Source organism: Foetidibacter luteolus (assembly GCF_009650435.1).
GTDB classification, from domain to species: domain Bacteria; phylum Bacteroidota; class Bacteroidia; order Chitinophagales; family Chitinophagaceae; genus Foetidibacter; species Foetidibacter luteolus.
Genome location: NZ_VVIP01000003.1, coordinates 245,511 through 271,232, shown reverse-complemented (window position 1 = coordinate 271,232; position 25,722 = coordinate 245,511). Strand labels below are relative to the sequence as shown.

Annotated in this window: 22 protein-coding genes, 1 tRNA gene and 1 pseudogene; 6 read left to right on the top strand and 18 right to left on the bottom strand. The window is 44.5% G+C overall.

From position 1 onward, the window contains the following. Window positions 1-44: 44 nt before the first annotated feature. The 4 genes from F0364_RS01225 to F0364_RS01210 all read right to left on the bottom strand — a co-directional run bounded on the left by F0364_RS01225 (window position 45) and on the right by F0364_RS01210 (window position 3,421). A complete protein-coding gene (locus F0364_RS01225; protein WP_153795916.1) occupies window positions 45-1,835 on the bottom strand; it encodes an AMP-dependent synthetase/ligase in 1,791 nt (596 codons plus the stop codon). Between the two features lie 244 nt (window positions 1,836-2,079). Continuing rightward, window positions 2,080-2,358 (bottom strand): 2TM domain-containing protein, encoded by a 279-nt coding sequence (locus F0364_RS01220; protein WP_153795915.1) that lies wholly within the window; start codon window positions 2,356-2,358, stop codon window positions 2,080-2,082. Between the two features lie 173 nt (window positions 2,359-2,531). Beyond that, window positions 2,532-2,618, bottom strand: a tRNA-Ser gene (locus F0364_RS01215). Window positions 2,619-2,653: 35 nt separating this feature from the next. Further along, entirely contained in the window at window positions 2,654-3,421 is a 768-nt protein-coding gene (locus F0364_RS01210) for a TatD family hydrolase (RefSeq protein WP_153795914.1), read from the bottom strand. A 108-nt stretch (window positions 3,422-3,529) separates the two neighbouring features. Here F0364_RS01210 and F0364_RS01205 point away from each other — a divergent pair, with 108 nt between their 5' ends. Then, entirely contained in the window at window positions 3,530-4,411 is an 882-nt protein-coding gene (locus tag F0364_RS01205) for a hypothetical protein (RefSeq protein ID WP_153795913.1), read from the top strand. Window positions 4,412-4,803: 392 nt separating this feature from the next. Here F0364_RS01205 and F0364_RS01200 read toward each other — a convergent pair. The 4 genes and pseudogenes from F0364_RS01200 to F0364_RS01185 all read right to left on the bottom strand — a co-directional run. After that, window positions 4,804-5,046, bottom strand: a pseudogene (locus tag F0364_RS01200) (4a-hydroxytetrahydrobiopterin dehydratase); the annotation flags it as partial. 26 nt (window positions 5,047-5,072) lie between these two features. Continuing rightward, entirely contained in the window at window positions 5,073-5,546 is a 474-nt protein-coding gene (locus tag F0364_RS01195) for an IPExxxVDY family protein (RefSeq protein WP_235920981.1), read from the bottom strand. Between the two features lie 21 nt (window positions 5,547-5,567). Continuing rightward, entirely contained in the window at window positions 5,568-7,211 is a 1,644-nt protein-coding gene (locus F0364_RS01190) for a M28 family peptidase (protein ID WP_207632451.1), read from the bottom strand. Window positions 7,212-7,353: 142 nt separating this feature from the next. Next, the gene (locus F0364_RS01185) at window positions 7,354-8,082 is read right to left on the bottom strand and encodes a ribonuclease H-like domain-containing protein (RefSeq protein ID WP_153795910.1); all 729 of its coding nucleotides are present in this window, start codon (window positions 8,080-8,082) and stop codon (window positions 7,354-7,356) included. Window positions 8,083-8,122: 40 nt separating this feature from the next. Here F0364_RS01185 and F0364_RS01180 point away from each other — a divergent pair, with 40 nt between their 5' ends. The 3 genes from F0364_RS01180 (at window position 8,123) to frr (ending at window position 13,348) form a co-directional block, all read left to right on the top strand. Next, window positions 8,123-9,103, top strand: a complete 981-nt coding sequence (locus tag F0364_RS01180) for a DUF8428 domain-containing protein (RefSeq protein WP_153795909.1) — start codon at window positions 8,123-8,125, stop codon at window positions 9,101-9,103. Window positions 9,104-9,434: 331 nt separating this feature from the next. Beyond that, complete coding sequence (locus tag F0364_RS01175; protein WP_153795908.1) at window positions 9,435-12,065, top strand: DNA translocase FtsK; 2,631 nt, start codon at window positions 9,435-9,437, stop codon at window positions 12,063-12,065. A gap of 719 nt (window positions 12,066-12,784) precedes the next feature. After that, the gene (gene frr, locus F0364_RS01170; RefSeq protein WP_153795907.1) at window positions 12,785-13,348 is read left to right on the top strand and encodes a ribosome recycling factor; all 564 of its coding nucleotides are present in this window, start codon (window positions 12,785-12,787) and stop codon (window positions 13,346-13,348) included. A gap of 66 nt (window positions 13,349-13,414) precedes the next feature. Here the strand turns inward: frr and F0364_RS01165 are convergent, their stop codons facing one another. The 7 genes from F0364_RS01165 to F0364_RS01135 form a co-directional block, all read right to left on the bottom strand. After that, on the bottom strand, window positions 13,415-13,774 hold the full coding sequence (locus F0364_RS01165) for a phage holin family protein (protein ID WP_153795906.1): 360 nt from the start codon (window positions 13,772-13,774) through the stop codon (window positions 13,415-13,417). Between the two features lie 53 nt (window positions 13,775-13,827). Then, the gene (locus F0364_RS01160) at window positions 13,828-15,108 is read right to left on the bottom strand and encodes a M16 family metallopeptidase (RefSeq protein WP_153795905.1); all 1,281 of its coding nucleotides are present in this window, start codon (window positions 15,106-15,108) and stop codon (window positions 13,828-13,830) included. 193 nt (window positions 15,109-15,301) lie between these two features. Then, window positions 15,302-15,835 (bottom strand): CvpA family protein, encoded by a 534-nt coding sequence (locus F0364_RS01155; RefSeq protein ID WP_153795904.1) that lies wholly within the window; start codon window positions 15,833-15,835, stop codon window positions 15,302-15,304. A gap of 92 nt (window positions 15,836-15,927) precedes the next feature. Beyond that, a complete protein-coding gene (locus tag F0364_RS01150; protein ID WP_153795903.1) occupies window positions 15,928-16,380 on the bottom strand; it encodes a GatB/YqeY domain-containing protein in 453 nt (150 codons plus the stop codon). 23 nt (window positions 16,381-16,403) lie between these two features. After that, window positions 16,404-16,748 (bottom strand): gliding motility protein GldC, encoded by a 345-nt coding sequence (gldC, locus tag F0364_RS01145; RefSeq protein ID WP_153795902.1) that lies wholly within the window; start codon window positions 16,746-16,748, stop codon window positions 16,404-16,406. 352 nt (window positions 16,749-17,100) lie between these two features. Beyond that, window positions 17,101-18,189, bottom strand: a complete 1,089-nt coding sequence (locus F0364_RS01140) for a glycosyltransferase (RefSeq protein ID WP_153795901.1) — start codon at window positions 18,187-18,189, stop codon at window positions 17,101-17,103. 26 nt (window positions 18,190-18,215) lie between these two features. Continuing rightward, complete coding sequence (locus F0364_RS01135) at window positions 18,216-19,205, bottom strand: bifunctional riboflavin kinase/FAD synthetase (RefSeq protein ID WP_153795900.1); 990 nt, start codon at window positions 19,203-19,205, stop codon at window positions 18,216-18,218. A gap of 393 nt (window positions 19,206-19,598) precedes the next feature. Here F0364_RS01135 and F0364_RS01130 point away from each other — a divergent pair, with 393 nt between their 5' ends. Next, entirely contained in the window at window positions 19,599-20,816 is a 1,218-nt protein-coding gene (locus F0364_RS01130) for an AIR synthase related protein (RefSeq protein ID WP_153795899.1), read from the top strand. 167 nt (window positions 20,817-20,983) lie between these two features. Here F0364_RS01130 and F0364_RS01125 read toward each other — a convergent pair whose 3' ends face one another. Further along, the gene (locus F0364_RS01125) at window positions 20,984-23,137 is read right to left on the bottom strand and encodes a M56 family metallopeptidase (RefSeq protein ID WP_153795898.1); all 2,154 of its coding nucleotides are present in this window, start codon (window positions 23,135-23,137) and stop codon (window positions 20,984-20,986) included. Between the two features lie 2 nt (window positions 23,138-23,139). Then, the gene (locus F0364_RS01120) at window positions 23,140-23,514 is read right to left on the bottom strand and encodes a BlaI/MecI/CopY family transcriptional regulator (RefSeq protein ID WP_153795897.1); all 375 of its coding nucleotides are present in this window, start codon (window positions 23,512-23,514) and stop codon (window positions 23,140-23,142) included. 158 nt (window positions 23,515-23,672) lie between these two features. Between F0364_RS01120 and F0364_RS01115 the strand changes: the two genes are divergently transcribed. Further along, complete coding sequence (locus F0364_RS01115) at window positions 23,673-24,359, top strand: cell division ATP-binding protein FtsE (RefSeq protein ID WP_153795896.1); 687 nt, start codon at window positions 23,673-23,675, stop codon at window positions 24,357-24,359. Between the two features lie 229 nt (window positions 24,360-24,588). Here F0364_RS01115 and F0364_RS01110 read toward each other — a convergent pair whose 3' ends face one another. Continuing rightward, entirely contained in the window at window positions 24,589-25,611 is a 1,023-nt protein-coding gene (locus F0364_RS01110; protein ID WP_235920980.1) for a glycosyltransferase family protein, read from the bottom strand. Window positions 25,612-25,722 lie beyond the last annotated feature (111 nt).

Genomic DNA, 25,722 nt, shown 5'->3' with positions numbered 1-25,722 from the left:
ACCATAAACCGTATGCCGTGCAATCGCAAACGGCTGCTATTGTGTTATTGGTAAATGCGCTCAATGGCGTCTTTATATTTTTCCATTACTATTTTTCGTTTCAGGCTCATTTTAGGTGTCATCTCTCCTGTTTCAATACTCCATTCACGGGGCAATAGTTCAAACTTTTTTATCTGTTCCACGTGGTTGAAATACTTGTTGAAGTTTTCCACCAGGTCGCGGTACATTTCCAATACCTTGGGGTGTTGCACCGCATCTTCACTGCTGATAAAAGGAAGGTTGTTTTCTGCCATCCACTGTTTTAACATAGCCATGGAGGGAACAATTAACGCACCCACAAATTTTTTTTCGGCGCCCAGTACAATCACCTGCTCTACATAAGGGCTTTCCTTCAGTTTATTTTCTATTGGTTGTGGCGCCACATATTTGCCGCCACTGGTTTTAAACAGCTCTTTTTTGCGGTCGGTTATTTTCAAAAATTTCTTATCCACCCACACACCAATATCGCCGGTATGCAACCAGCCGTTAATAATGGTTTCATCTGTCAGGTCGGGGCGCTTGTAGTAGCCCCGCATAACGGTGGGGCCCTTTACACATATTTCGCCATCTTCGGCCAGTTTTACTTCTAATCCGTTTATAACAGGGCCGGTTGTACCAAACACGGTATTGCCTGCGGGCAGCTTTCTGTTAACGCTTATTACCGGGCTGTTTTCTGTAGGGCCATAGCCTTCATACACCGGAATTTGCGCTGCGTTAAAGATGCGCAGCAACTTTTCCTGGCAGGCCGCACCGCCTGTTATGATAAACTTAATATTGCCCCCCAACGCATCCCGCCATTTACTAAAGATTAACTTGTTGGCCAGCTTTAACTGCATGTTGTACCAGGGCCCGCCGCTTATATTATTGTCATACTTTTCGCCCAGGGCTACTGCCCAAAAAAACAATTTTCGTTTTATGCCGGTAAGCTCATTGCCCTTGGTCATTATTTTTTCAAACACTTTTTCCAGCAGCCGCGGCACAGTGGTAAAACCATCCGGACAAATTTCTTTCAGGTTGTCGCCAATTTTATCAAGACTTTCCGCATAGTAAATACTTATACCGCTGTAGAGGTATATGTAAGTAACCATCTTTTCAAAAATATGGTTCAGGGGCAGAAAGCTTAGCACTTTTTGGTGCGGGGCATCTTCAAACGGAAAACTTTCTTTGGAATAAAAAAGGTTGGTAACAATGTTCCTGTGTTCCAGCATTACGCCTTTGGGCGTGCCGGTGGTGCCGGATGTATAAATAATGGTGGCAATATGCTCCCAGTTTATGGAGGCTTTTATCTGCTGCACTTTTTGCAGGCTGGCCTCATCGGCCAGGCCGGGTACTTTGGTCCAGTGGTCGGCATCAGGCAGTTCATCAAAAGTATAAATGTTGCGCAGGGTTGGCACTTCGTTGGTTATGCTGCGCACTTTTTGAAGCATCTCTGCATTGCTGACAAAAATGTACTTAACAGCAGCATCGTTAAGAATAAATTTTAGCTCGTTAGGGTTGGTAGTGGGGTACACAGGCACCAGTATGGCGCCGGTTTGCTGCACCGCAATATCTGTTATTATCCATTCAGGCCGGTTATTGCTGATGATGGCTATTTTATCGGCGCCTTCTGCGGTAAAATCGTTACCGCTAATATCTAACTGCAGCAGGCCCGCGCTAAATTTATCTGTTGTTTCTTTTACCAGTTTTGTACTCCAGGGTTTCCATTCATTGTTTTCTTTGGCAACCAACATGTTTTCTTTAGGAAACTTGTCTAACTGGTACTGCACCGCGTCAAATAATCTATATGGCTTTGTCATAAACAATCGAAGTTAACGGATAAGAACATGCTGTAAAATACGAAGCAGTACTTTAGTAAGTAGATATAATTTTTAATAATTAACGTTTACAGGATGCAATTTTTTTGTTTCAGGGCGCCCCCGCCAACATACAGGGCGGGCCGGGCAGAACTGCGTTCGCAACCTTCGTCAAAGCAACATTTAGTTGCTTTTTCTCGCTTGTGCTATTACTCCGCCACAGCCCCCTGCCGCAAAGCATTTACGGCTACTGTTGTTCCCTCTTCAGTTTTTCGTATTCCTGCTCTGCCATATCCTGCCTGGTTCCGTTATAAGCCGCAAAATACTGAAAGCCCAGTGCAATGCCCCAGCCCAGCATTATCCAAACCGGCCAGGGATAAGCCTGCGATGCGCCATGCCTGCCTGTGGTAATCCACCAGATAGCCCAGAAAAAAGAACAGATAACAATGTAAGAGAACAGTGATTTTCTAAAAGAGGCCCGCTTTTTTGCCAGGCGCCAAAGCCTTTCATCATGCTGTTGCTGCATAAGGTTATTTTTTACAGCCTTAAGTTATAAAAAAAGCGGCTGAGTGGCTGACTTTATGCGAGGATAATTGTTTTGCTATAGAACAATATTACCGGGTGCAGCACCAATATACGCTTACAGAAAGGGCGTAAATAAAAATGTGAAAGATTCATAAACTGAACTTTCACATTTTGCGGAGACGGCGAGATTCGAACTCGCGATACAGTTTCCCGTATACACACTTTCCAGGCGTGCTCCTTCAACCACTCGGACACGTCTCCATTTTTTTGGGATTGCAAAAATAGTGGGTTCAGGCTCAGTTTCCGAATATTTTTTCAGCGTTGGCTGTAGTAATGGCTGCTACTTCCTCTTTCGTGGTTCCGGTTACTTCTGCAAGGCGGGCAACTATGTATGGCAGGTAGCTGCTCTCATTGCGTTTACCGCGAAAGGGAACCGGCGTAAGATAGGGTGCATCTGTTTCCAATACCATGTGCTGCAGGCTTATGTTTTGCAGCGCTTCTGCTACACCGGCATTTTTATAAGTTACTACACCGCCAATGCCCAGGTAAAAGCCCATATCCGTAATTTCCCTGGCCTGCGCCCCAGTGCCGCTGAAACAGTGAAATATGCCCCGCAACCCTTTGGCGGCAAACGGTCTTACTGCATCAATGGTTTCAGGCATGGCATTGCGGGTATGTATGGCTATAGGCATTCCGCGTTGCAGGGCCCAACCCATTTGCAGGTTAAATGCTTCGTATTGCTGTTGGGTAAATGTTTTGTCCCAGTAAAAGTCAAGCCCTATTTCTCCAATAGCTACAAATGGCCTTTTGTTCAGCCAGTCTTCCATAACCTCTAATTCCTGCCGGTAATTCTCCTTTACATAACAGGGATGCAGGCCTATCATACAATAAAATTTTTCCGGCCATCGTTTTTCCAATTGTAACATGTCACCTACCGATTGGCTGTCAATAGCCGGCAGATAAAAGCGTTGAACGCCTGCATTTTCTGCCCGCTTTACTACGTCAGCTATGTTATGCTTAAACTCTTCCAGGTACAGGTGGCAATGTGTATCTACTAAAATCATGCTGCAAATTGAACAATTTTTCTCACTTGTGCTTTGCACAGGTTGGTAATCTTATACCCTTAAGCTGCTGATAAACACAATGTTCATTCAAAAAACAAAACCATCTGTATGAAAAGAAAAGAAAAGTTCATTGCATTTCTTCCTGCCCTGTTGCTGGCCAGTTGTTTTACCGTATCCTGCAACAAACAAAATTCCGGCCCTGCCGCAACCGAAGAGCAAGCCGCCAACACAAATAATGCGGCTATTGCTGAAAGTGAAGCTAACGCCACTTTTAATGCGGAACTGGAAAACGTAATAGGGTTTAGCAGCGATATTGGCGCCGGCAGTGGTGCAGGCATTATGTACAACGGAAATGAAAGGGGCGATAGTGCCAGCCACTGCTTTACGGTGTCTGTTACACCCCTTACCCCCGGCGTATTTCCTAAAACAGTAGTGATAGATTTTGGCAAGGGCTGCACAGGCCGGGGAGGCGTTACCCGCAGCGGCAAGGTTACCACTGTTTACTCCGGGCACCTGGCCATTGCAGGCAGCAGCGCCGTAACCACTTTCCAGGATTATTATGTTGACAGCACGCAGGTAGAAGGTGCGTTAACCGTTACCAATAAAAGCACCGCCTCCGGATTTGCTTTTAACGTGCAGGTAAAAGATGGTAAGCTGTCGCGACCTTCCGGTAACTACATTCACTGGAGCAGCAACCGTAACTGGGTGCAGTTTGCGGGCCAGGAAACACCGTTTAAACTGAACGATGATAGTTACCATATAACCGGCGATGCATCAGGAACTGTTAAAAAAGATACAAATTTAGTAGACTACTCAGCACTAATAACGGACGCATTGGTACGCAAAGCAAGCTGCCGGTGGATAACTGCGGGCACCCTAAAATTCACGATTGGCGCAACAGAAGGGCTGTTGAACTTTGGAGACGGCGAGTGTGATAACGACGCTAAATTAATTGTTGGTGGTACAACTATAAATATTAGTTTAAGATAGACTTTGTTTTAATTGATTTACTCCTTAATTTTGAAAAGTTTTCATAGGGTACGGATTAAAAACGGGCTAAGGTTTCTACCTTGGCCTTTCTTTTTTTAGCATGGGCCTGTAAATACTGCATAGTTTAACCGATTCATTTACAATATTTTATTTTTAGAAAATTCAGAAACTTAACAGTGTGGCAGCAATATGCGCAGGTTATACGGCAAGGATTTAGCTACCAGGTGGGAAAAGCTGCGTAAGGTACAGAACGTACAAGAGTGCGACGCAACAGCAGCCAAATTATGGCTACTTATGCCGGGTACATAAAAAAATTCTTCGCAAGACTATAGGGGGCAGGAAAAAAAGATTGTCAGGAAAGTTACCTTTTTGCTTTAACAGAAAGCTGCTGCCTACGATAAAAGCTTATCAATTTTTGCTGCCAGCTTATGGTCTTTTTCTGTAACTACATCCCCGGCATCGTGGGTGTTTAGCCATATCTCAACTTTATTGTACACATTGCTCCAGTTAGGATGATGGTTCATTTTCTCTGCCTCAATCGCCACCCTGGTCATGAAAGCAAATGCCTCGGAAAAATTACCGAACTCAAATTTTTTATACAGCTTGTTATCCGTTTCGTTCCACATAAAAATATTTTGTTTTAGTGCTGCACTAAACGTGCCTAAAAAACCAGGTGCCCTTTGTTCTTAATTTTTTCATTGGTAAGTTCTGTTACCAACTGCACACCGTTAATGCTTTTTATGGCCTGTATTACCTCTGTGCAGGTTTTATCTTCCGTGCAGTCGCCCTTCATCAGCCATAAAAAATCTATGTGTTTAAATTCCGGCAGCAGGTATTCGCCATCGCAGGCGTTGTGATAAACATAGTGCTGCAAAAAATTGTTGCGTACAGCGTGGTGGTAAACCGGGAAGAAATAACTGCGGTCTCTTTTTCGCAAGTGGATTTCAATATCACGGTTAAGCCGGAAGCTGTAACCGAGGAAGCTGTTTAGCTGCCAGCAGAAGCGATAATTTTTTGCCGCGGACATTATGCCCAGCAATCTTGTATCGCTGAAGAAGTCGTCGGTTACATCGTCTATGCTAAGCGTAAATTTCATTTCTGCTTTACCTTCCACTGTTTTTTGCAGCATGGCCATGGCGCATTCAAATTTAACCTTTTAAAACTCTACATCAAAAAGCTCCTCTTTGTTATCGCGGATAACGTGCAGCTTACTTTTATCTCCCTTCTTAAAATGTTGCAGCGCCTTCATATAACTAACCACATCCACAAATTTGTACTCCCCTAACTGCACCAGCACATCCCCCGCCTTAAGGCCAATACGCTCCGCCAGCTTGCCTTTGCTAACGCCATCTATGCGCATGCCGGTACCGGTAAAACCATAATCAGGCATAACGCCGAGTGTTACGGGCAGCGACACAGCACCTACCTGCTGCTCACGTGTTTGCAGAAACGCCAACTTGCCTTTGTCATCGGCCGCACGAATAATTTTTTGTATGTAACGTATAATGGCCACTTCGCCGGCATAATTTATTTTGTCCCAATCGTCGGTGGCTTTGTGATAATCACTGTGGCTATTGGTAAAAAAGAACAGCACAGGAATGTTTTTTCTGTAGAAAGAAGAATGGTCGCTGGGGCCGGTGCCGCTGCTGTCAAAATGTATGGCCAGGCCTGTACTTGTTGTAGCGGTAAACAAAGGCCCCCACAAAGGCGATGTACCATACCCGCCAATGGTTAATTTTTTAGCGGTATCGTAGCGGCCTACCATGTCCAGGTTAATCATGTAGTTAGGCTTAGCCTCAAACGTAGGATGATCGAGCCAGTATTTGGAACCAAACAAGCCCAATTCTTCACCGGAAAAGGCAATGAACAGGTAGTTATTGTTTTTAGCAGTTTCCCTGCTTAAAAGACCGGCCAGCTCAATCAACGCGGCAGAGCCGCTGGCATTATCGTCTGCACCATTGTGCACCTGCCCCTGTACATCCAGGGCATTGCCATCCTCGCCAAACCCGAGATGATCGTAATGGGCGCCAATAATAACGGTGGCAGCAGCATTGTTATTGATAAAGCCCACTACATTACGGCCCTTACGCTGCTTTGCCACCAGTGCAACGGCAAGATTGATGTCGTAAATGGCAGTAGCATCCGCGATGTATTTTTTGGCTGCGGCTTTACTGATGTACAATACGGGCAATGCTAATGGGGCAGTACTGTCAAACCGGTTGTATTGAATGTTATCTTCTGTTGCGGAGCTGTTAAATACAAGCAATGCTTTACCACCTTTTGCAGCTATGCTAAGGGCTTCTTTTTTAAGGGCATCACTTATGTCGAAGTGCGGGTTAGCCTTGTTATCTTCCAGTAACTCTTTTACATCCCAAAACCAGGGCTCTCCTTTTTCACGCAGGCTTAAGGATGCGGTTCCTTCCACGCGGCCATCTGCTGAATATGGCAGGGGGAAAAAATCTTCCTTCACCTTCAACTTAGCGCCGTTTATGGATAGCCATGTGGTAGCGGCTTCGTATTGCTTGCCTTCGTTAATGTCAAATTCCTGCACATACCCGGCCGTTCCCTTCGGCTCAAGGCCTGCGCTGCTAAACTGCCTGCTCATGTATTCCATAGCCATCAGTTCCCCTTCTGTGCCGGTTCTTCGGCCCTGCAATTTGTCATCCGCCAGGTATTTTACATGTGCCTGCAGGTTAGTCAGGATAATCTTATTCTCCTTCTCCTCCGCCCTGCGTTGTTTCCTGCTTTGGCAAACAGCCAACAGCGGCAACAAAGCAAGCACGAGCAACATTTTTTTCATATACAGGTATTGGTTTGGTTTGCAAAAGTAATATCGCGGCATACACAAAAGAACGAACTTAATGCATGCATATTTTATTGTTAAGCTGGGCAAATAAAATTTTGTATTGTAGCCGAAACCTAAGGATAACGGCGTATGTGTATTATGTTACTACCAATATTTTTTCTTCATCCAGCAACGGTTGATTTTTAAAGCGCAGCATAATATTGGCAACGGCCACCACATCCCGCTGGCAGTATTCTACAATACGCGGCAGGTTGTTGTCTTTGTAATACACATATTGTACCATGCTGCCGTCTATATCAGTTTTAGAGGTAGGAACATTTAAAACATGCGCCAGCAGGTTAAGAGAAATGTAATTTTTGTAATCGCCGAATTTCCACCACTGCAAAGTATCTACCATATTCACTTCCCAGGGCTTGGCGCCATGTATGTTTAAATAAGCAGGCAATGGCATTTGCTGTATTACCATGCGGCGGCATATATAGGGTATATCGAACTCTTTTATATTGTGCCCGCAAAACTTAAATTGTTTTTTACCGCTGTATAACCGGCTGCAGGCCTGTATGAAAGATTCTAACAGTTCCTTTTCATTGTGGCCGTAAAAACTCTTTATCTTTAGGCACAACTCTTTGTATTCGTTTTCGTAGAAATATGCCGTTGAGATACAGATGATTTTTCCGAACTCTGCAAGTATCCCGGCCCGTGCAGTATAGCTCTCAGCAGGGCCTAGGTTTTCTGGCACGGTTTTGGAAATTTTGTCAATCCAGAGAGATTGCCAGCCAATATCCATCTGGTTAAACTGTTCGTACTGCGGTACGGTTTCAATATCCAGCAGTAGTAAATCCGCTAATGAAAAATCGTTATTCAACTTTTTAAAAACTTTTGTAAAACTTTAAAATCAAGCTTATATGGCATATTCAAATTATCCTTCCGCCGACAATCCACAACCTGACAAAGCTAAGGATAACCGCAAAGTTATTTACGGCATTCTTGTAGCGGCTTTATTGGGTACGTGGGGTTACATCATTTATGATAAAAACAAATCAGGAGAAAAAATTGAGCAACTGCAAACCCAGTTTGCCAATGTTGACAGTGCCAGGAATTCTGTACAGGAAGAGTACAACCTCGCATTGGCCAGGATGGACTCCTTAACCGGTACCAACACACAATTACAGGGTCAGCTTGCAGAGCGTAAAGCAGATATTGACAAGCTGAAACAAAACATCAAAGATGAGCTGCGCAAAAAGAACTCCGACCTTGGCAAGGCACGGTCTATGATTGCTGAACTTAATGGCAAGATCAATGATTTGCTGGCCCAGGTAGAGCAACTGAAAGCAGAAAATCAAAAGCTTACGGCAAGTAACCAGCAGCTTACTACCGAAAGGGATACACTGGCATCTCAAAAAACAGTGGTTGAGCAAAGCCTGGCAACAACACAGCAGGAAAAAGCCCGTGTTGAAGACGTAGGCTCTACCCTGCATGCTTCTAACATCAACATTGCCGCAATTAACGTAAAAGGCAATGGCAAGGAAGTATCTACCACTAAAGCAAAAAGGGCTGACCTATTAAGGGTATCTTTTGACCTGGATGAAAACCGCATCTCACCCAGCGGCAGCAAAGACCTTTATGTAGTGGTTACAGCGCCTGATGGTAAAGCAATCTCTGTTCCTGCTTCTAGCGGTACGTTTACTACCCGCGAAGAAGGTGAAAAAATCTATACCAGCAAGGTTACAGTTAACTACGAACAAGGTAAGCGTATACCCGTAAGCTTCGACTGGAAGCAAGACAATAAATACCAGACCGGCGATTATAAAATCGAAATATACCAGAACGGTTATAAAATTGGCCAGGGTGTAAAAACCTTAAAGAAAGCCGGTTTATTCGGTTAGTATTTAACCAACAAATACATTTAAGTTTTGATACAGCAGGAGCCGCTTAACAGCGGCTCTTTTTTTGTTAACAGGCCTTCCAAAATTTTAGGTTTACAGAATTTTTATTGGTGGCCGGCGCCAGGAACTTGGTGGAGGCATCGTTGCGTCGCACTACGTTTATCGTCCGGTTTTTCATGGCAACAGGCTGTTTAGGTACAGGCATGCTTTTATTACACCAGCTACGGCCGGGTAACCATCATTATCAGCTTCTACCTTATGAACAACTGGGTAAAACTGAACCTTTGCATTTTTAGCATATTCATGTAGGTTTGTGCGTTATCACTAAACAATGGCAAACAGGTTAAAATCGAAAAAAGCTTCTGCACCAAACCCAGACCAGTTAAAGCCTGAAAAGGAAGAACAGGTTACGGTAAAAGAAGTTGTGAAGGACGAGCGTACACGCAAAATAGCCGGGGCCGTAAGCCTGCTGCTGGCCATATTTTTATTCATCGCATTCTCCTCCTACCTCTTTACCTGGCAGGAGGACCAGGATAAGGTTTTCCGCTTTGGTATTAAGATATTCAGCACAGAAGATGTACAGATAAGCAACCTGCTGGGTGTGCTGGGCGCTTACACCGCACATACTTTTATTTACAAAGGCTTCGGCGTGGCCTCCTTCCTTTTCTGCACCTTCTTTTTTGTGCTTGGTATAAACCTGCTATTTGGCAGAAAGGTATTCAGCCTGGCCCGCAACCTTAAATACATGATTACCGGTTTGCTGGTGTTAAGCGTAGCCTTTTCTTTCTTTTTTGGGCGTATTGAATTTCCGGCCGGTGGGGCAGTTGGAGAACTGATGGAAACCTGGCTGGTTAAGTGGATTGGAAAAGTAGGTACCGGCTTCGTACTAGTGCTGGCGGTGGCCAGCTATGTTATCTGGCGGTTTAACCCATCATTTAAATGGCCAGAGAAAAAGGCAAAACCTGTAGAAGAAAAAAGCGAGCCTGTAATACCTGTAAAAAATACCAAGCCTATTGTTGTACCCGTAACGGTTACCGAACCGGAGCAAGATCCGCAGCTTAAAGAAAAAGATTACAGCAGCAATAACAAGCTTAAAAAAGACAGCAAAGGCATAGTTGTTATTTTACCTAAGCAGGAAGAAGACCCCGCGAACCCCATGAACGATTTTGACCTTGTTGAAAAAGACCTGGCTAAAGCTGTAAAGGAAGCTCCCGAAGAATTAAAGCTGGAGATAAAAGAAGAAGTGGAAGAAGATGAGGTACCATTTGAAACAACACCGGAAAACGGGACTGTAGAAGATGAGCCGGTTAAAGAAGCAACCCCTGCCAAAAGGCCGGAGCTGAAGATAAAGTTTGATGATAAGATTGATATGGAGCTGGAAATTCAAAACCTGCCGCAGGACGACGAGGAAGAAGAATTACCCTTACCATCAAACATTAGCCATAAAACATTGGACGAAGCTTACGACCCAACCCTGGAGTTGAGCGATTACCAGTTTCCATCCCTGGAAATACTGGAAACACATGGCAGTGAAAAAATAGTGCACGACCCCACCGAACTGGAGGCCAACAAAAACCAGATTATTGCCACGCTTAAGAATTACGATATAGCCATACAACGCATAGCAGCTACCGTAGGGCCTACCGTTACGCTCTACGAAATAGTGCCTGCCCCCGGTGTACGCATAAGCCGCATTAAAAACCTGGAGGATGATATTGCGCTTAGTCTTGCTGCTTTGGGTATACGTATTATAGCGCCAATACCCGGTAAAGGCACTATTGGTATCGAAGTGCCCAACGTTCGTAAAACGGTGGTAAGCATGAAAACGTTGCTGGCCAGCGATAAATTCCAGAACAATAACTTCTCCCTGCCGATAGCCATCGGCAAGAAAATTGACAACGAAAACTTTATTGTTGACCTTGCCAGCATGCCGCACCTGTTGATGGCTGGTGCAACCGGCCAGGGTAAATCAGTGGGCATTAATACGCTGCTGGTTTCGTTGCTGTACAAAAAGCATCCATCCCAGTTAAAGTTTGTGTTGGTAGACCCCAAAAAGGTTGAACTTAGCCTTTACCGCGTTATAGAAAAGCACTTCCTGGCTAAGTTGCCCGGTGAGGAAGAATCTATTATTACCGACACCAAAAAAGTTATCTATACGCTCAACGCCCTTTGTATAGAGATGGATAACCGGTACGACCTGCTGAAGGAAGCCGGTTGCCGCAACATAAAAGAGTACAATGAAAAATTCAGCAAGCGTAAGCTAAACCCTCAAAAAGGGCACCAGTACCTTCCGTTTATAGTGTTGGTGGTAGATGAGTTTGCGGACCTGATAATGACAGCCGGCAAGGAGGTGGAAATGCCTATTGCCCGCCTTGCCCAGTTGGCACGTGCCGTAGGTATTCACCTGATTATTGCTACCCAAAGACCTTCTGTTAACATTATTACAGGTACCATTAAAGCTAACTTCCCGGCACGTATCGCCTTTAAAGTTTCCTCTAAAATAGACAGCCGCACCATCCTGGATGCCGGCGGCGCTGAGCAGTTAATTGGCAAGGGCGATATGCTTATCAGCTACAATGGCGAAATTACCCGCCTGCAATGCGCTTTTGTGGATACACCTGAAGTTGAGCATGTTTGCGAGTTCATCGGCGACCAGCGAGGTTACCCGCAGGCCTTTATGCTGCCGGAATACGTTGACGAAAAAGAAATGGATGGCAAAGATTTTGACCTTGCCGACCGTGACCCGCTGTTTGAAGATGCCGCCAGGCTGATAGTGATTAACCAGATGGGCAGCACATCGCTTATACAACGTAAAATGAAGCTTGGTTATAACCGTGCAGGCCGGTTGATGGACCAACTGGAGGCTGCTGGCATTGTAGGCCAAAACCAGGGCAGCAAAGCAAGGGAAGTGCTGGTAAAAACAGAAGGAGAGTTACAGGAGATACTGGATATGATTGTTTAAGGCTGGGAGTTGTGAGCTGTGAGTTTTGAGCTGCGAGCTATGAGTTTTGAGCAGCGAGCTATGAGCTATGAGTTTTTGAGCCGCAGGTTTAAGCATCTAATTTATATAACATTCTGCTGGCTTTGTTTGCCCGTTGTTCAATGGTGCATAATGCCCTGCCGGGCAGGATTATCTTAGCTGATTGGCTGCCGGATAGAAGTGGAAACCCCGCTGAAGCCTTTGTGCGGCTGGTGTTGTGGCGGAGTTGTAACGGATAGCCGGAACCAAAGCCAAATCAATGCTTTCAAAGCTGAAAGCCCCGAATTTTCTTCAAATTTTTTAATTCTCCACATTCATCCAGTACCAGGTTTCCAACGGTACAATAAACCCACCTGTTTAAAAAACCGTTATTGAACGGTTTAAAAAGGGTGTTTTTCACGTTTTTTAAGAGAGCCGCACATACGATATTCGGTACATAAATGGTGATATATACTAAGGTGCGGCCCTTAACCCCTAAGATACCCAGGATATTTTGCGGACAGAAACGGTAGCTATCATTGGGGATGTTATATGTTTCTGTCCGTTATTCTGCAATACCGCCCGTTTTATTCTTAGCCCTTCATTGTTTGCCTGCCTCTTTTTCAACCACTCAAACATTAAGACTGTTTAACCATTGCCATTACGTTGTAATGGCATTTGGCGCAGAATCATTAGATTTGCCGCCGCTAAAACTGAAGTATATGCAGGAAGAACTGGAACTTATTCTGGATGACGTTAACACATCTATGAAGAAAGCCATTGACCATCTTGAAGTGGAACTTACCAAGATAAGGGCCGGCAAAGCGTCTCCGGCAATGCTTAACGGTATTAATGTTGATTATTACGGCTCCCCTACGCCTATATCAAACGTAGCCAATATTACCGTGCTGGATGCCAAAACCATCAGCATACAGCCCTGGGAAAAGAATATGCTGGCGGCTATTGAAAGGTCTATTATGCAGGCTAACATTGGTATTACGCCGCAAAATGATGGTGTGCAAATACGCCTGTTTTTACCACCGCTTACCGAGGAAAGGAGGAAAGAGCTTTTTAAGAAAGCCAGTAATGAAGGAGAACACAGCAAGGTGGCCATACGTAACATACGCAGGGATGCGATGGAAATGATTAAGAAACTGCAAAAAGACGGCCTTAGCGAGGATGTTGCCAAAGATGCGGAGAAAGACGTTCAGGACATAACAGATAAACATATTGTGCTGGTTGATAAACACCTGGCCGCAAAGGAAAAAGAAATGATGTCTGTATAAAAAAAGCTTAACCATATTGCATAAAAAACTCCCGCCAGGCGGGAGTTTTTTTATGCAATAACGCTGTTATTCATTTTTTCGCTCATGCTTATTTATCAGCGATTCTATAAGGTAGGTTACCAGCGACAACAGTATGCTGAACCAGAAAGCACTCCACCAGTTATCTACCCTAAAGCCCGGCACAATTAAAGATGACCATTTTATAATCAGCATATTAATTATCAGCAGAAAAAGGCCAAGTGTAAAAATAGTGATGGGTATGGTAAGTACAATAAGCACCGGCCTTACAAAACCGTTTAGCAATGCCAGCACAAGCGCCAGCATTACAGCTGATGTGCCATTTTTTATGCTAACCCCACGCAGCAGGTACGAAACAATAATAGCCGCCAGCGCTGTTACCAATATTTTACCAATGAATTTGCCCATAACTTATTTTATAGCCAGGCCGCTGATGCCCGGTTTGGAAAAAGCCAGCCGCACTACACCACAACCAGCTCAAAGTAATCATCCGGCACAAGGTATTTATTGGCCAGTTCCCTCAACTCTTCAGCGCTGATTGTTTTAATAGTATTGATGCTGTTATAAAAATAATCTTCTGTAAGGTTATTGAGAATGTAATTTTTCCAGCGTGCAATAATCTGGAAGGGGCCATCAAGGTCGCCGAGTATGGTACCCATCATATAGTTGCGCACCAGGTGCAGTTCTTCCTCATCCACCAGTTCTTCACGCAGCACCTTCATCTCGTTATACACTTCGTTTATGGTGGCAGCGCAAACATCCCGGCCCGCTTCTGTGCTTACCAGCAGCGCCGTATTTTGTATGTGATTCTGAATATGGCTGTGAATGCCGTAAGTGTAACCTTTATCTTCCCTTATATTACTCATCAGCCTGCTGCCAAAGTAGCCACCGAAAATATTGTTAAGTACCTGCACTTTAGGAAAATCCGCGTGGTGCCTGTTAGGAAACGGCCTGGCAAGCCTAACGGCGCCCTGTACGCCGGCTTCATCATTAACAACATTGTATTTCTTTTGTATGGCAAGCACTTGTGCGTGCTGTACAATGGGAAGCGTTTCTTTGTTAAGGGGCAGCTTACCAAAAGCATTGTTCAGTTGCGCCTGTATGTCAGCAGGCAGTTTACCCGCTACAAACAAAATACATTTGCCTTTGCTGTAAAAGCGGTTATAAAACCGGGCTACTTCATCCCGCTGCAAGGCATCATAATCAGCCATTGTAGTGTATTTGCCGTAAGGGTGGCTAAGCCCGTAAACATATTCGTCAATAAGGCGGTTGGCAACAAAGTCGCACTTTTTCAGGTTTACTTTTAGCCTTTGTTTTTGGTTTTGCTGATAAATGGCCAGCTCTTCTTCAGGAAAAACCGAGTCAGAAATTATCTCTGCCACCACCGGTAACAGCTCCGGCAAATGCCTTGTTAGCGCATGCAGGGTAATGTTGGCCGTTTCGTTATAGCAGTTGCGGTTAAGATAAGCCCCATAAAACTCAAAATGCTCATTAATGGCAAACGCGTTTTTGCCAACAGTTCCATTTTTAAGCAAATGGTTGGCTGTAGCGGCCACAATATTCTTTTCCTCGTACCAGTTACCGGCGTAAAACACCCACTCAGCCAGCACTACCTCCTGTGCCCCGGCATTAATGGCATATACCGGCACGCCATTGTCCAGTTCAAAGTATTCAAAGTTCTTAAGATGTAAATTAAAGTCAACCGCGTCTTTAATAGCGGGTTCCGTTTTCCTGTTTATCATACACTCGGCTTAAGTGAGCAAATGTAAAAGAAAGAACGTTAAGATAATTTGGGTAATTGGCTGGGAGTTTTTGGTGACGGGCGGCAGTATTTCATGGCGGCATCGTTGCGTCGCACTACGTTTATCGTTCTGTTCTTTGGGCGGCTTTTCAGCCCCAAGGTTGAAAAGCCGACATTTTGAAGGGTTATAAAACCTATGCCTTGTTGGCAACAGATTCAAAAAAAGCCTGTAACTGCTCAAACATATCCCTGAACAGGGGTATCACCTTGCCAAAAGCGTTAATAACCCAGGGGCCAACAGGCTCAACTACCGGGTACACTACCGAGGCCTGTATTGTTTCCTGCTTAATAATATGCATTTGGGTAAGGTAAAAGAGTGCAACGCTAAAAATGGCCGCATAGAGTAAAGCGTAGAGCAACATGCCGCCAATTCTGTTAAGCCAGCCGAGCATTAAGGTTTCGGCGCTGGCTTGTATAAGAGCGGCTATCCAGCGTATTACAAAAATTACGGCGAGCATTACAATAGCAAACGATAAAAGCGGCAGCCAGCTTTTACCTATATGGGTATTGTGCATCAGCCATTCGCTTACCACCACAGAAAGCTTCATAGCGGCTGCAAGCCCTATTATAACAGCTAATAATGACAACACGGCCACAATAAGGCCCTTGCTGTACCCTTTAAAAATGGCCATTACCATCAGTACCGCGAAAATGATATCAATCAGCATAAGGCAATAAAAAACCGAATATCGTTAATACATGGCGTAAAAACGATACGCGGCTATAAATATTGCAGTAATTAAACGTTACTAACGCCAGCTTATTTGGCCAGCAACTCCTTCACCAATGTGGAAATTGCTTTGCCTTCTGCTTTGCCCGCCAGTTGTTTGGTGGCAACTCCCATTACCTTGCCCATATCGGCGGGTGAGCTGGCGCCTGTTTGTGCTATAATAGCAGCAATGGCATCTTTTAGCTCGGCTTCACTTAAGGGTTGGGGTAAAAATTTTTCTATCACGGCTATTTCTTCCTGCTCTTTTTGTGCCAGGTCTGGCCGGTTTTGTTGCTGGAAAATTTCCAGTGAATCTTTACGTTGCTTTACCAGCTTTTGCAGCAGCTTTAATTCTCCATCTTCGGTAACCTGGCCATTAGCGCCAGGCTCAGTTTTGGCTTTGATAATTTCAGCTTTAATAGCACGCAGGCCACGCAGGCCAGCTTCGTCTTTGGCTTTCATGGCCTCTTTCATGTCGGCCATAATTTTAGCTTCCAGGCTCATATTATAAGTTTATTAGTTTGATACTATTTGGTTTCCTTAGCCTGCAATTCCCTGAACTTGTTGAAAAAGTCTTTGGCAAACTTTTTCATGTCGGCAACCAGTTCCGGCTGCTGGGTAGCGCGGTTATAAGTGTCTGCCATGGTCATGATGGTTTGGTAGAAAAAGTCAGCCATTTCATCCACCATCATATCTTTTGTCCAAAGGTCTATGCGCAGGGCGCTTTTATCGGCCGCGTCCCAAAAGGCCAGCAGCATGGCTTTTGCCTGCTGGGCATTATCCGCACTACTGTCTGTAGCATTCCAGTATATTTTTTCAGGCACTTTGTCCTTTCCTAATTCAACGTCTATTGTTATGGTAGATGTGGGCATTGTTAATTTATTAAGGCTGCAAATGTAACGACTAAACGTTTCGCAGGCGCATTTAAGGATTTTGCCCATACCACCCATTATACAGTACTTGTAACAGATGGCTTATAACAACCCGCAGCGTGTTTCACTATCGGGTGAGGGATTGAAGCGGTTACCCCGGTGAAGCCATCGCAGCCAGGCTTATGTGCCGGAGTAATAGCGGAAAGCCCGACCCCTTGCGATAGCTTGGGGGCACCCCATGATAATGGCAGATGTATGATGTGGGATGTACAATTTATTCGCCTCCCCTCTCGGTATTAACCTCTCACCCACTCGCCCTGATGAGGTTAGCTATAAACTTGCAAAGCGTGTATTAAATGGCCGCAATTATCAAATTCCGTAGCTGCTGCTGTATTTGCTGATAGTTAAAGCTTTCTGTACGTTGCAACCCGTTGCGTATAAGCAGGTTGCGCATTTGTTCGTTTTTATATATACGCACCAGGTTTTCCCCAAGCTGTAGGGGTTCGGTACTGCTAATGTAAAGGGCCGCATCTCCGCAGGTTTCTTTATAACTGCTTTTTTCGATAGTAATTATACCGGTAGCTGCCCGCATAGCTCGTAGTAAAGGTTGCGTATCGCTTTCCTCCTGCCCCAGGTGAATAAACGCATATGCCGAGGCCGTTAATTCTGCCAATTCTTCCAGGCTGGCTTCAGGTATAAGTTTTACCTCATCCCTGAATTTATAGGCGCCAAATTTTTCCGGCCAATTCTTTTGATCAAACAGCAACCTGCCGGTAAGCGCCAGTTTCATATTGCTTTGCTGCCATTTTTTGAAAATTGAAAAAGCCTTTAGCAGGTTCAAGACCATCTCCTGGCTCGTAAAGTCTGCACACACCAAAAAAAACTCGTTGCCATCTGTAAATCTTACCCTTACTTCTTCTTTTTGTTCCCATTCCAGCGACAGGAACCTGTCTTCAGCCGCCGGGCAAATTGTAGTAACATTAGCCGCAGGTTGTAACTGTCTCAACTCATTAGCTACCTTTTCTGAAAAGCTGATAACAGCGGCCGCATGGCTGGTAAACGATGACAGTTTTTTTCGGCTGTAAGCTTGCGGCAAAGATGGGTTATGGCTACCCTTTTCAGTTTCGGGATCGTAATCCACTGCCAATAGCTGTGGTTGCTTTGCCCGCACAGAAAGACAGCCATCCAGGTGTATTACAGCATCTGTTTTCAGTTTTTTTAGCATAGCGGGCAACTGCATTTCATAAAACCATTTTAACTGAAACTGGCCACCAGCCCTTATAACAATTATGTCAAGCGTATTTTCAAAGGTTTCCGTCAGATAGGGCTGGCCGCTATTGTTGATGTGCCAACCTTCGGAGGCAGCCATGCCCATTAATAAATCAAAAAGGTATTGCTGGTAGCCTGAAATGTTTTTTTGCCTTGTAACCGCTATGCGCATAATGGGCAAAGATATCCGGGAGAAAATTAGTGAGCAATGTTAAAAAAAGCGAGGGAGTCCAGCTTGTCTTTGTGCAGTTGAGCAGTAAGTTCCCCCAGGCTGTTGAACTTCAACTCTTCCCGCAGGTATTTCTTTACATACACCCGCAGGGTTTGTCCGTATATGTTTGAGTTAAAATCAAAAAGATTAACTTCTATTACCCTGTTTTTGCCGTTAATGGTGGGGCGTATGCCAATGCTCATCATCCCCTTAAGAAGCGAGTGGGGAGTGGCGAGTGGTGGGTAGGATTCGTTACCATCATCCTTTGGCAAACCAGAACTTACAATTTCTGCTTCTACCACATAAATACCGTTGCCGGGCACCAGTTTTTCATTGTCCTGAATATGCAAATTGGCTGTGGGGTAACCAAGCGTACGGCCAAGTTTATTGCCATCCACCACCAGACCTTCAAAAAAATAATCGTAGCCCAGGTAATTGTTGGCCGTAGCCAGATCGCTCTTAAGCAAGGCCTCCCGTATGCGGGTGGAGCTGATGGTTACATTGTTCAGTACATGCTCAGGTATTTCTTTCACTTCAAAACCCAGTTGGGCGCCATACTCTTCCAGCAAATGATAATCCCCACGGCGGTTTTTACCAAATTTATGGTCGTACCCGATAATTACCGTATGTGGGTGAAACTTCTCAAACAGAAAATGGCGGATGTAGGCTTCCGCGGTTTGGTCTGCAAATGTCTCATTAAAGGGTATAACAACCAGGTGGTCAATGCCTTTTGCCTGTAGCAATGCTATTTTTTCCTGTAATACAGAAAGTATGTGAATGGAGGGTCTGTCGTGTACAATTTTGCGGGGATGCGGGTGAAAAGTGATGATCACTGTTTCTCCGTTAATCCTTGCCGCTTCTTCTTTTAATTGTGTAATAATTTGTTGATGGCCAAGGTGCACACCATCAAAAGTGCCGATGGTTACAACAGCATTTTTAAACAACGGTAAAAGCTCCAAATCACGGTGTACCTGCATAATGTGGCGCAAAACTAAGGGAGCATTTGAAAATTGTGGAGATTTTTTGGGGCCCGGCGGCAGTGCAGGAATGAGGCTTTACTTGCGTCGCACTCTTGTACGCCTTGTTCTTTACCCGGCAATGTGCGCCAGGTTTTGGTTGTTTAATGCTTCTTTTCTTGAAAGTTTAATGCCGCCCTGCGAAGCCCTGAAGACTTCGCGGCTCCTACCCGGTTCTGAAAAGCCGCCCAATGAACCGAACGATGAAAGGATTGATTATTACTTGTTCTTTCACTGAAAGACCAAATAATAACAAAACCATGTTTACAACGAAGCTGCCATGATAACCACAGCCTGTACCATTAAATACCATCTTTACACTTCGGCTGTTAGCACGTACATTTGCGGCTGCTCATGAAAAATTTTAACCTGCAATATTCACCAGCTAATGATGGTGGCGGACTGTATGCCCGGCGTGGCGTTAGCGCCCAGAAAGAAGAAGTGCATGCGGCCATACAAAAGCTTGACCAGGGCCTGTATGATTATGCTTTTTGTAAAATGTACCCTGACTTTATTGGCGGCGATGAGAATTTCATCAACATTATGCACGCTGATGGCGCCGGCACCAAAAGCATTTTAGCTTATCTGTACTGGAAAGAAACCGGCGATGCAACCGTATGGAAGGGTATTGCACAGGATGCCGTTGCTATGAACCTTGACGACCTGTTATGCGTGGGTGTTTGTGACAACCTGCTTTTTTCTTCAACCATAGACCGTAATAAATCCGTTATTCCCGGCGAAGTGCTGGAACAGGTAATCAACGGCACACAGGAATTTTTTGACGAACTGAAAAAATTTGGTGTGAATATTCAATACCTCGGCGGCGAAACTGCCGATGTAGGCGACGTGGTAAGGACCATTGCCGTAAATGGTACTATGATGGCAAGATGGCCAAAGAACAAAATTATTACCAACAACAAAATAAAGCCGGGGAATGTAATTGTCGGCTTTGCCGGCAATGGGCAGGCAACTTACGAAACGGAATACAACAGCGGCCTGGGCAGCAATGGGTTAACCAGCGCAAGGCATGATGTATTGGCCAAATACTATGCGGAAAAGTACCCTGAGACTTTTGAGCCCAGCCTGCCGGATGATGTGGTGTATATTGGCAAAAACCGCCTGGTTGACGAAACTTCGCTTATTGTAAACAACATACCACTTACTATCGGGAAATTATTACTAAGCCCTACCCGTACTTACGCGCCGTTAATGAAAGTTTTGCTGGAAGAATATTTTGATGATATTGACGGGGTTATACACTGCAGTGGCGGCGGCCAGACCAAGTGTATGAAATACCTGCCGCAGCCTTTGAAAGTAGTTAAGGACAACCTTTTTGAAGCGCCTTTTATTTTTAAACTGATACAGGAAAATTCCGGCGCTGATGATAAGGAAATGTACCAGGTGTTTAACATGGGCCACCGCCTGGAAATTTTTACCGGCGAAACCAGTGCTGCAAAAATGATAGAAGCGGCAAAACAATTTAACATTGATGCTAAGGTTGTAGGCCGGGTTGAAGCCGCGGACAAAAAAGAATTGCACCTGAAAGTAAAAGACGGGTGGATTGTTTATTAAGCATCGTAACGTTAAGCATGCTGATTTTTTAATAACAACAAGCTTAAGGAAAACTGTAGCCACAAAGACTTAAACGATATAGAAAATCTTCCAACGAATTATGATACTTATAAACAAACAGGGACTTGTAAAAACAAGCCCCTTTTTGTTATATATCTGCACTAAAACTATTTGCTTACTTTAAAAGTAATAACCTGTTTTTGCCGTATGTTAACGAGTTTGCCGTTTAAAGTGGCAGGTTGCCAGGCAGGCCCGTTTTTCATTACACGTATCGCTTCTTCAACGGTGCCATAGCCAGGGTTGTTTAGGGCTGCTATATCAGAAAGCTTGCCATCTGTGTCAACGGTAAAAGCCAGGGATACGCTGTAAGTACCGGGTGGCGCTCCATTTTTTACCGGCGTTTCCGTTTTTACATTCTTTTGCAGGTAAGCAAGCCATGCATTTTGTCCGCCAGGAAATTTAGCCTGGGCCCGGGAACCGGTATAAACGTCTTTAACATTTACACCCGCAACACTCGTTACACGGGCTGGTTTAATTGAAATTGTAATATAAGCTGGCTGTACTGAAATACCATTATCACTGGCTGTAACAAACACTGCTTTCCCTTCACTTTGCAAATCCCTTATACTATAAGATTTGTTTACAACAGCCTTTTGAGATTTTAGTACAATTTTTAGTAAATCTCCCTTATTAATTATGCTCAGTTCATAACCATTATCAGCAAATTCCCTGCTGACCTTTTCAATATCAGTTTCGTTGATATTTTTAGGGTCTACACAGTAACTATGTATGGCCGTACCAGTATAAGTCACGGAAGGTATTTCTTTAGCTGTAACGTCTGGCTTTTCATAATATCCAGTACCTGTATATTGCTTTGCTTTACTACTACCCTCTTTGGTAGTAATTTCCAGTACGCCAAATTCTGCCTTGTCACCATATTTCACAACAGCCATATCACCTTTCAACACATTAATCGCGGCTATGTCATCGGGCTTTATCTCCGCAATTTGCTGTTCTGTTACTTCTCCGTCAACCACCAGCAAAGGTTGCCGCCTGGTTATATTTTCAGCGCTATTTATACGAATGGTGTCTGCCATAATTTTAAATACATTTCCATCCCCTGGCACTATTACAGTTCCTGCCTGTAGCAGTTTTATACCCTGCTTCTTCGCCTCTTCAAAGCTTACCTGGCGGGTGCTGTTATCATCTAACGTAAGTATTACTTTCGTCCTTTGGCCGTTTACAAAAACGTCGGTTATTTTTTTACCATCGTATGTTCCGTAATCATGGCTTTCTTCCAAAGGTACCTCTGCCATTCTCACTTCAATTACAGAATCCTGGCTACCCAACGATTTAAAACTCAAAGTATCAGTTTTTGCCTTGTTTTTTGTGGTATCGGCAATTGCATAAAAATCAAAGCCTTCTTTTAGCTCAAGTGTTTCTTTCTTGTGCAAGCGAAAGGCAAACAGAAAAACAACCAATCCCAACAGTGGCAACGCCATCAGCCTGCGGGCATAGCTGTAACGCGGTTCTTTTGATGTGGTAAGCATTTGCAATCTTCGTTTTATAGGTGAATAATTGAATGCCTGCGCCGGCGAGAAAATAGCGCTTCCATATTGCTGCTGCAGCAGCATGGCGGCAAAGGCGGCGGCATCCTTATCTTTTACGGATTCTTCATCGGCAATAAACTCATGTATCATCCAGAGCTCTTTACGCATCAGCCAGAAAAAGGGGTTCATCCAGCATACGCCCAGAACAATTTCCATAAAAAGCTTATCCCAGGTATGTTTTTGTTTAATATGGGTTATTTCATGCTGCATAATTTGCTGGCAGGTGCTGTCTTCAAGGGTAAGGTCGTTGCGCCAGAACAGGTTGTTGAGAAATGAGAAAGGCGCCTGTTGCAAATCTGTTTGTACAAAATCAAACTCGTTCATCTTTGTGCAGGGATATTTGCTTTTTAGCCTGTATATGCGTGCAATACGTACGCCAAGCAACAGCAGCATCCCTGCGCCTATGGCAACAATAGCAGTTAGCGCAACATCCTGCCAGGCAAAGCCGCTGCCGCTTTTTATCACTACTTCCGGCATACCGGCCTGCATGTATAAAACATTCATCAGGGCTACTGCGCTGTCGCTGTCACTTTCAAAAGAAAACCAGTTAATATCCAGCGCCGGCACCGTTAAACTTATCATCAGCGCACAAAGCAGGTAAAACCGGTTATAGTAATGAAACTGTTTATTGCGCAATGCCAGCCAGTAATAGGTAAGCATGATGCCGCAACAAATAACAGATTTAAGCAGGTAGAGTAAAAAGGCTTGCATCGTTATTTCTTTTTAAGTTGCTGTAATAATAGTTCCAGCTCATCTACACTTAACTTATTCTCTTCTACAAGAAAGGAAACGGCTTTACTGAAAGAGCCGCCAAAATAATTTTTCACCACCCCCGTAAGCGTGTTTTTTGAATAGGCGTCTTTGCTTACCAGCGGCTGGTATTGGTGCATGCGGCCAAAGGTTTCCGTATCTACAAATTTTTTATCTACCAATATCTTAAGAATAGTAGCCACGGTATTGGAATGCGGCTTTGGTTCCGGCATTTCCTCTATTATATCCTTTAAAAACCCTTTCTCTATTTTCCATAAGGCATGCATAACCTGCTCCTCTGCCTTGGTAAGGGGCTTTACCTGTTCTTTACTTTTCATGATACACTTTTTAGTGGGATTACTTTTCAAACATACAACTAAATATTTAGTTATAAAACTATTTTTTTAGTTAATTGAATGTGAACATGTTTTGCATTTTTATGGGCACAGGGGGTTAACTTTGACTTTTACTATTTGAACCGAATTTATCAAGTGTTATGTCTGAAACAGTAGTATCCGTTCGTAATGTAAATATTTACCAGGGCAACAACCTTATTCTGCAGGACGTGAATTTTACCATAAACCGTGGCGAATTTGTTTACCTGGTGGGCAAAACCGGTACCGGAAAAAGCAGCCTTTTAAAAACATTATATGGCGAACTACCATTGAAAGAAGGAGAAGCTACCGTGGCCGGTTTTAACCTTAAGGAAATGAACTGGAAAAAAGTGCCTTTTCTCCGCAGGAACCTGGGCGTGGTTTTCCAGGATTTTCAACTGCTTACAGACCGTAATGTGCATGAAAACCTTAAGTTTGTTTTAAGGGCCACCGGCTGGAAAGATGAAAAACTGATTGAAGAAAAGATAAATGACGTACTGGAAAAAGTAGGGCTTAAAAGCAAGGGTTTTAAAATGCCTTTTGAGATGAGCGGTGGCGAACAGCAACGTGTAGATATAGCCCGTGCCTTGCTTAACTCCCCCAAACTGCTGCTGGCCGATGAGCCTACCGGCAACCTTGACCCGGAAACCAGCGACGAAATAATGCAACTGCTGTTTAATATCTGCAAACACTACGGAACCGCCATTGTAATGGCCACACACGATTTTATTGTAATCAACCGTTATCCATCCCGCATGTTGAAAACCGAAAAAAGCAAGGTGATAGACAGTGCAACGGTTGCCGTTTAAAGTTGCCCACAGCAAATTCTTTTCTTCTTTTGCGACAAATTTTTGGGGGTGCCCCCAAGCTATCGCAAGGGGTCGGGCTTTCCGCTCATACTCCGGCACAAAAGCCCTGCTGCGATGGCCTCACCGGGGTATCCGCTGCAATCCCTCACCCGCTGGTGCAACATGCAGCAACTTATGCATTCCGGTTTATGCGCAAACAACAGCCTGCAGCAGTTAACGGCCGTTCCTGTTACCCCCAAATCCATTCTACTATTCTTTTAGCACCGGTATTGTTGCAAAAATGTTGTTGCAGCACAGCCGTACGCACTTCTTTTTCCTGTAGTGTAAAAGGCTGGTGGTATAGCTGCTCAATTCTTTGCCTCATGGCTTCGGCAGTATCGGCAATATGGCAAAGTTGCTGCATGCCAGAGCCTGCGGCCGTGGCGGAATTTACCAAACAATGCCGCCCGTTGTACAGGGCATTTAACAGCTTTATTTTAATACCTGTACTGCTATATGATGGAATGATATTTATATGTGCCTTGCTAATGATATCGGCCATATCCGCTTCGCCGGGATTGGCGATAAGGCAGGTACTGGTTTGCTTTTCCGCCAGCCGTGTAAGGCTTGCCGACGGATTTTTGCCTGCTATTACCAGCGGCAGGTTCAGCCGGTTAAAAACCGAACGCAGCAACCACATTACCATTCTTTCGTTAACGTTAATGCTTAAATCCCCATGATACAGGCAATAGCTGCCCATTCCCTCACCGCTGCTTACCTGCCAGGGCGGTATAAAAAGCGGCAGAAAATGCGCAGCGGAAGCACCGAACTCATCCCGGTACAGGCCTGCATCTTCCTGGGATACGGCCCATAAACCATCGGCCCTTGCAGCTACCTTTTTTTCATACTGCCTTAACAGCCTGCTTTCATTATAAAAAAATAATTTTTTAAAGAAGTTGCCGGTGTGTTTTGCCAGGCTTTGGTAATACCGGTACTCTACATTGTGCAGGCGTATAAACTTTTTACGGGCCGCAAACCTGCTGTCCATAAATGGCCAGGTGCAATGTATGCCTTCCATTAAAACAGGATAATCATCTTTTAACAGGTTGGCCATTAATTGCCCGTTTTGCCTGCTGTGTACAATGTAAGGCCACTTTAACGAAAGGCTGCTTATGCCTGTTTTACGGGGGTAGTACTGTACCGAAGCACAATATTTCTCCAGCTCTGGCTGGGGGCCACGGCCATAGTCAAAACAATGCAGGTGAATTTGCACACCCAATAACTGAAGCGCTGGAAGCTTATAGAAAAGATCGTACACCCCGCCGTAATCAACCGGGTAAGGAACATTGAGCGATATGATGTGCAGATGCTTTTCCAGAAGTGT

Bases quoted from the DNA above. Each gene is read 5' to 3' on its own strand.
- F0364_RS01115 (WP_153795896.1), top strand. From the start codon at position 23,673: ATGTCTGAAACAGTAGTATCCGTTCGTAATGTAAATATTTACCAGGGC.
- F0364_RS01150 (WP_153795903.1), bottom strand. From the start codon at position 16,380: ATGAGCCTGGAAGCTAAAATTATGGCCGACATGAAAGAGGCCATGAAA.
- F0364_RS01180 (WP_153795909.1), top strand. From the start codon at position 8,123: ATGGCATATTCAAATTATCCTTCCGCCGACAATCCACAACCTGACAAA.
- F0364_RS01155 (WP_153795904.1), bottom strand. From the start codon at position 15,835: ATGCTGATTGATATCATTTTCGCGGTACTGATGGTAATGGCCATTTTT.
- F0364_RS01210 (WP_153795914.1), bottom strand. From the start codon at position 3,421: ATGATTTTAGTAGATACACATTGCCACCTGTACCTGGAAGAGTTTAAG.
- F0364_RS01225 (WP_153795916.1), bottom strand. From the start codon at position 1,835: ATGACAAAGCCATATAGATTATTTGACGCGGTGCAGTACCAGTTAGAC.
- gldC (WP_153795902.1), bottom strand. From the start codon at position 16,748: ATGCCCACATCTACCATAACAATAGACGTTGAATTAGGAAAGGACAAA.
- F0364_RS01135 (WP_153795900.1), bottom strand. From the start codon at position 19,205: ATGCAGGTACACCGTGATTTGGAGCTTTTACCGTTGTTTAAAAATGCT.
- F0364_RS01160 (WP_153795905.1), bottom strand. From the start codon at position 15,108: ATGATAAACAGGAAAACGGAACCCGCTATTAAAGACGCGGTTGACTTT.
- F0364_RS01220 (WP_153795915.1), bottom strand. From the start codon at position 2,358: ATGCAGCAACAGCATGATGAAAGGCTTTGGCGCCTGGCAAAAAAGCGG.
- F0364_RS01130 (WP_153795899.1), top strand. From the start codon at position 19,599: ATGAAAAATTTTAACCTGCAATATTCACCAGCTAATGATGGTGGCGGA.
- F0364_RS01140 (WP_153795901.1), bottom strand. From the start codon at position 18,189: ATGCGCATAGCGGTTACAAGGCAAAAAAACATTTCAGGCTACCAGCAA.
- F0364_RS01120 (WP_153795897.1), bottom strand. From the start codon at position 23,514: ATGAAAAGTAAAGAACAGGTAAAGCCCCTTACCAAGGCAGAGGAGCAG.
- F0364_RS01190 (WP_207632451.1), bottom strand. From the start codon at position 7,211: ATGAAAAAAATGTTGCTCGTGCTTGCTTTGTTGCCGCTGTTGGCTGTT.
- F0364_RS01125 (WP_153795898.1), bottom strand. From the start codon at position 23,137: ATGCAAGCCTTTTTACTCTACCTGCTTAAATCTGTTATTTGTTGCGGC.
- F0364_RS01165 (WP_153795906.1), bottom strand. From the start codon at position 13,774: ATGGGCAAATTCATTGGTAAAATATTGGTAACAGCGCTGGCGGCTATT.
- F0364_RS01205 (WP_153795913.1), top strand. From the start codon at position 3,530: ATGAAAAGAAAAGAAAAGTTCATTGCATTTCTTCCTGCCCTGTTGCTG.
- F0364_RS01195 (WP_235920981.1), bottom strand. From the start codon at position 5,546: ATGGCCATGCTGCAAAAAACAGTGGAAGGTAAAGCAGAAATGAAATTT.
- frr (WP_153795907.1), top strand. From the start codon at position 12,785: ATGCAGGAAGAACTGGAACTTATTCTGGATGACGTTAACACATCTATG.
- F0364_RS01175 (WP_153795908.1), top strand. From the start codon at position 9,435: ATGGCAAACAGGTTAAAATCGAAAAAAGCTTCTGCACCAAACCCAGAC.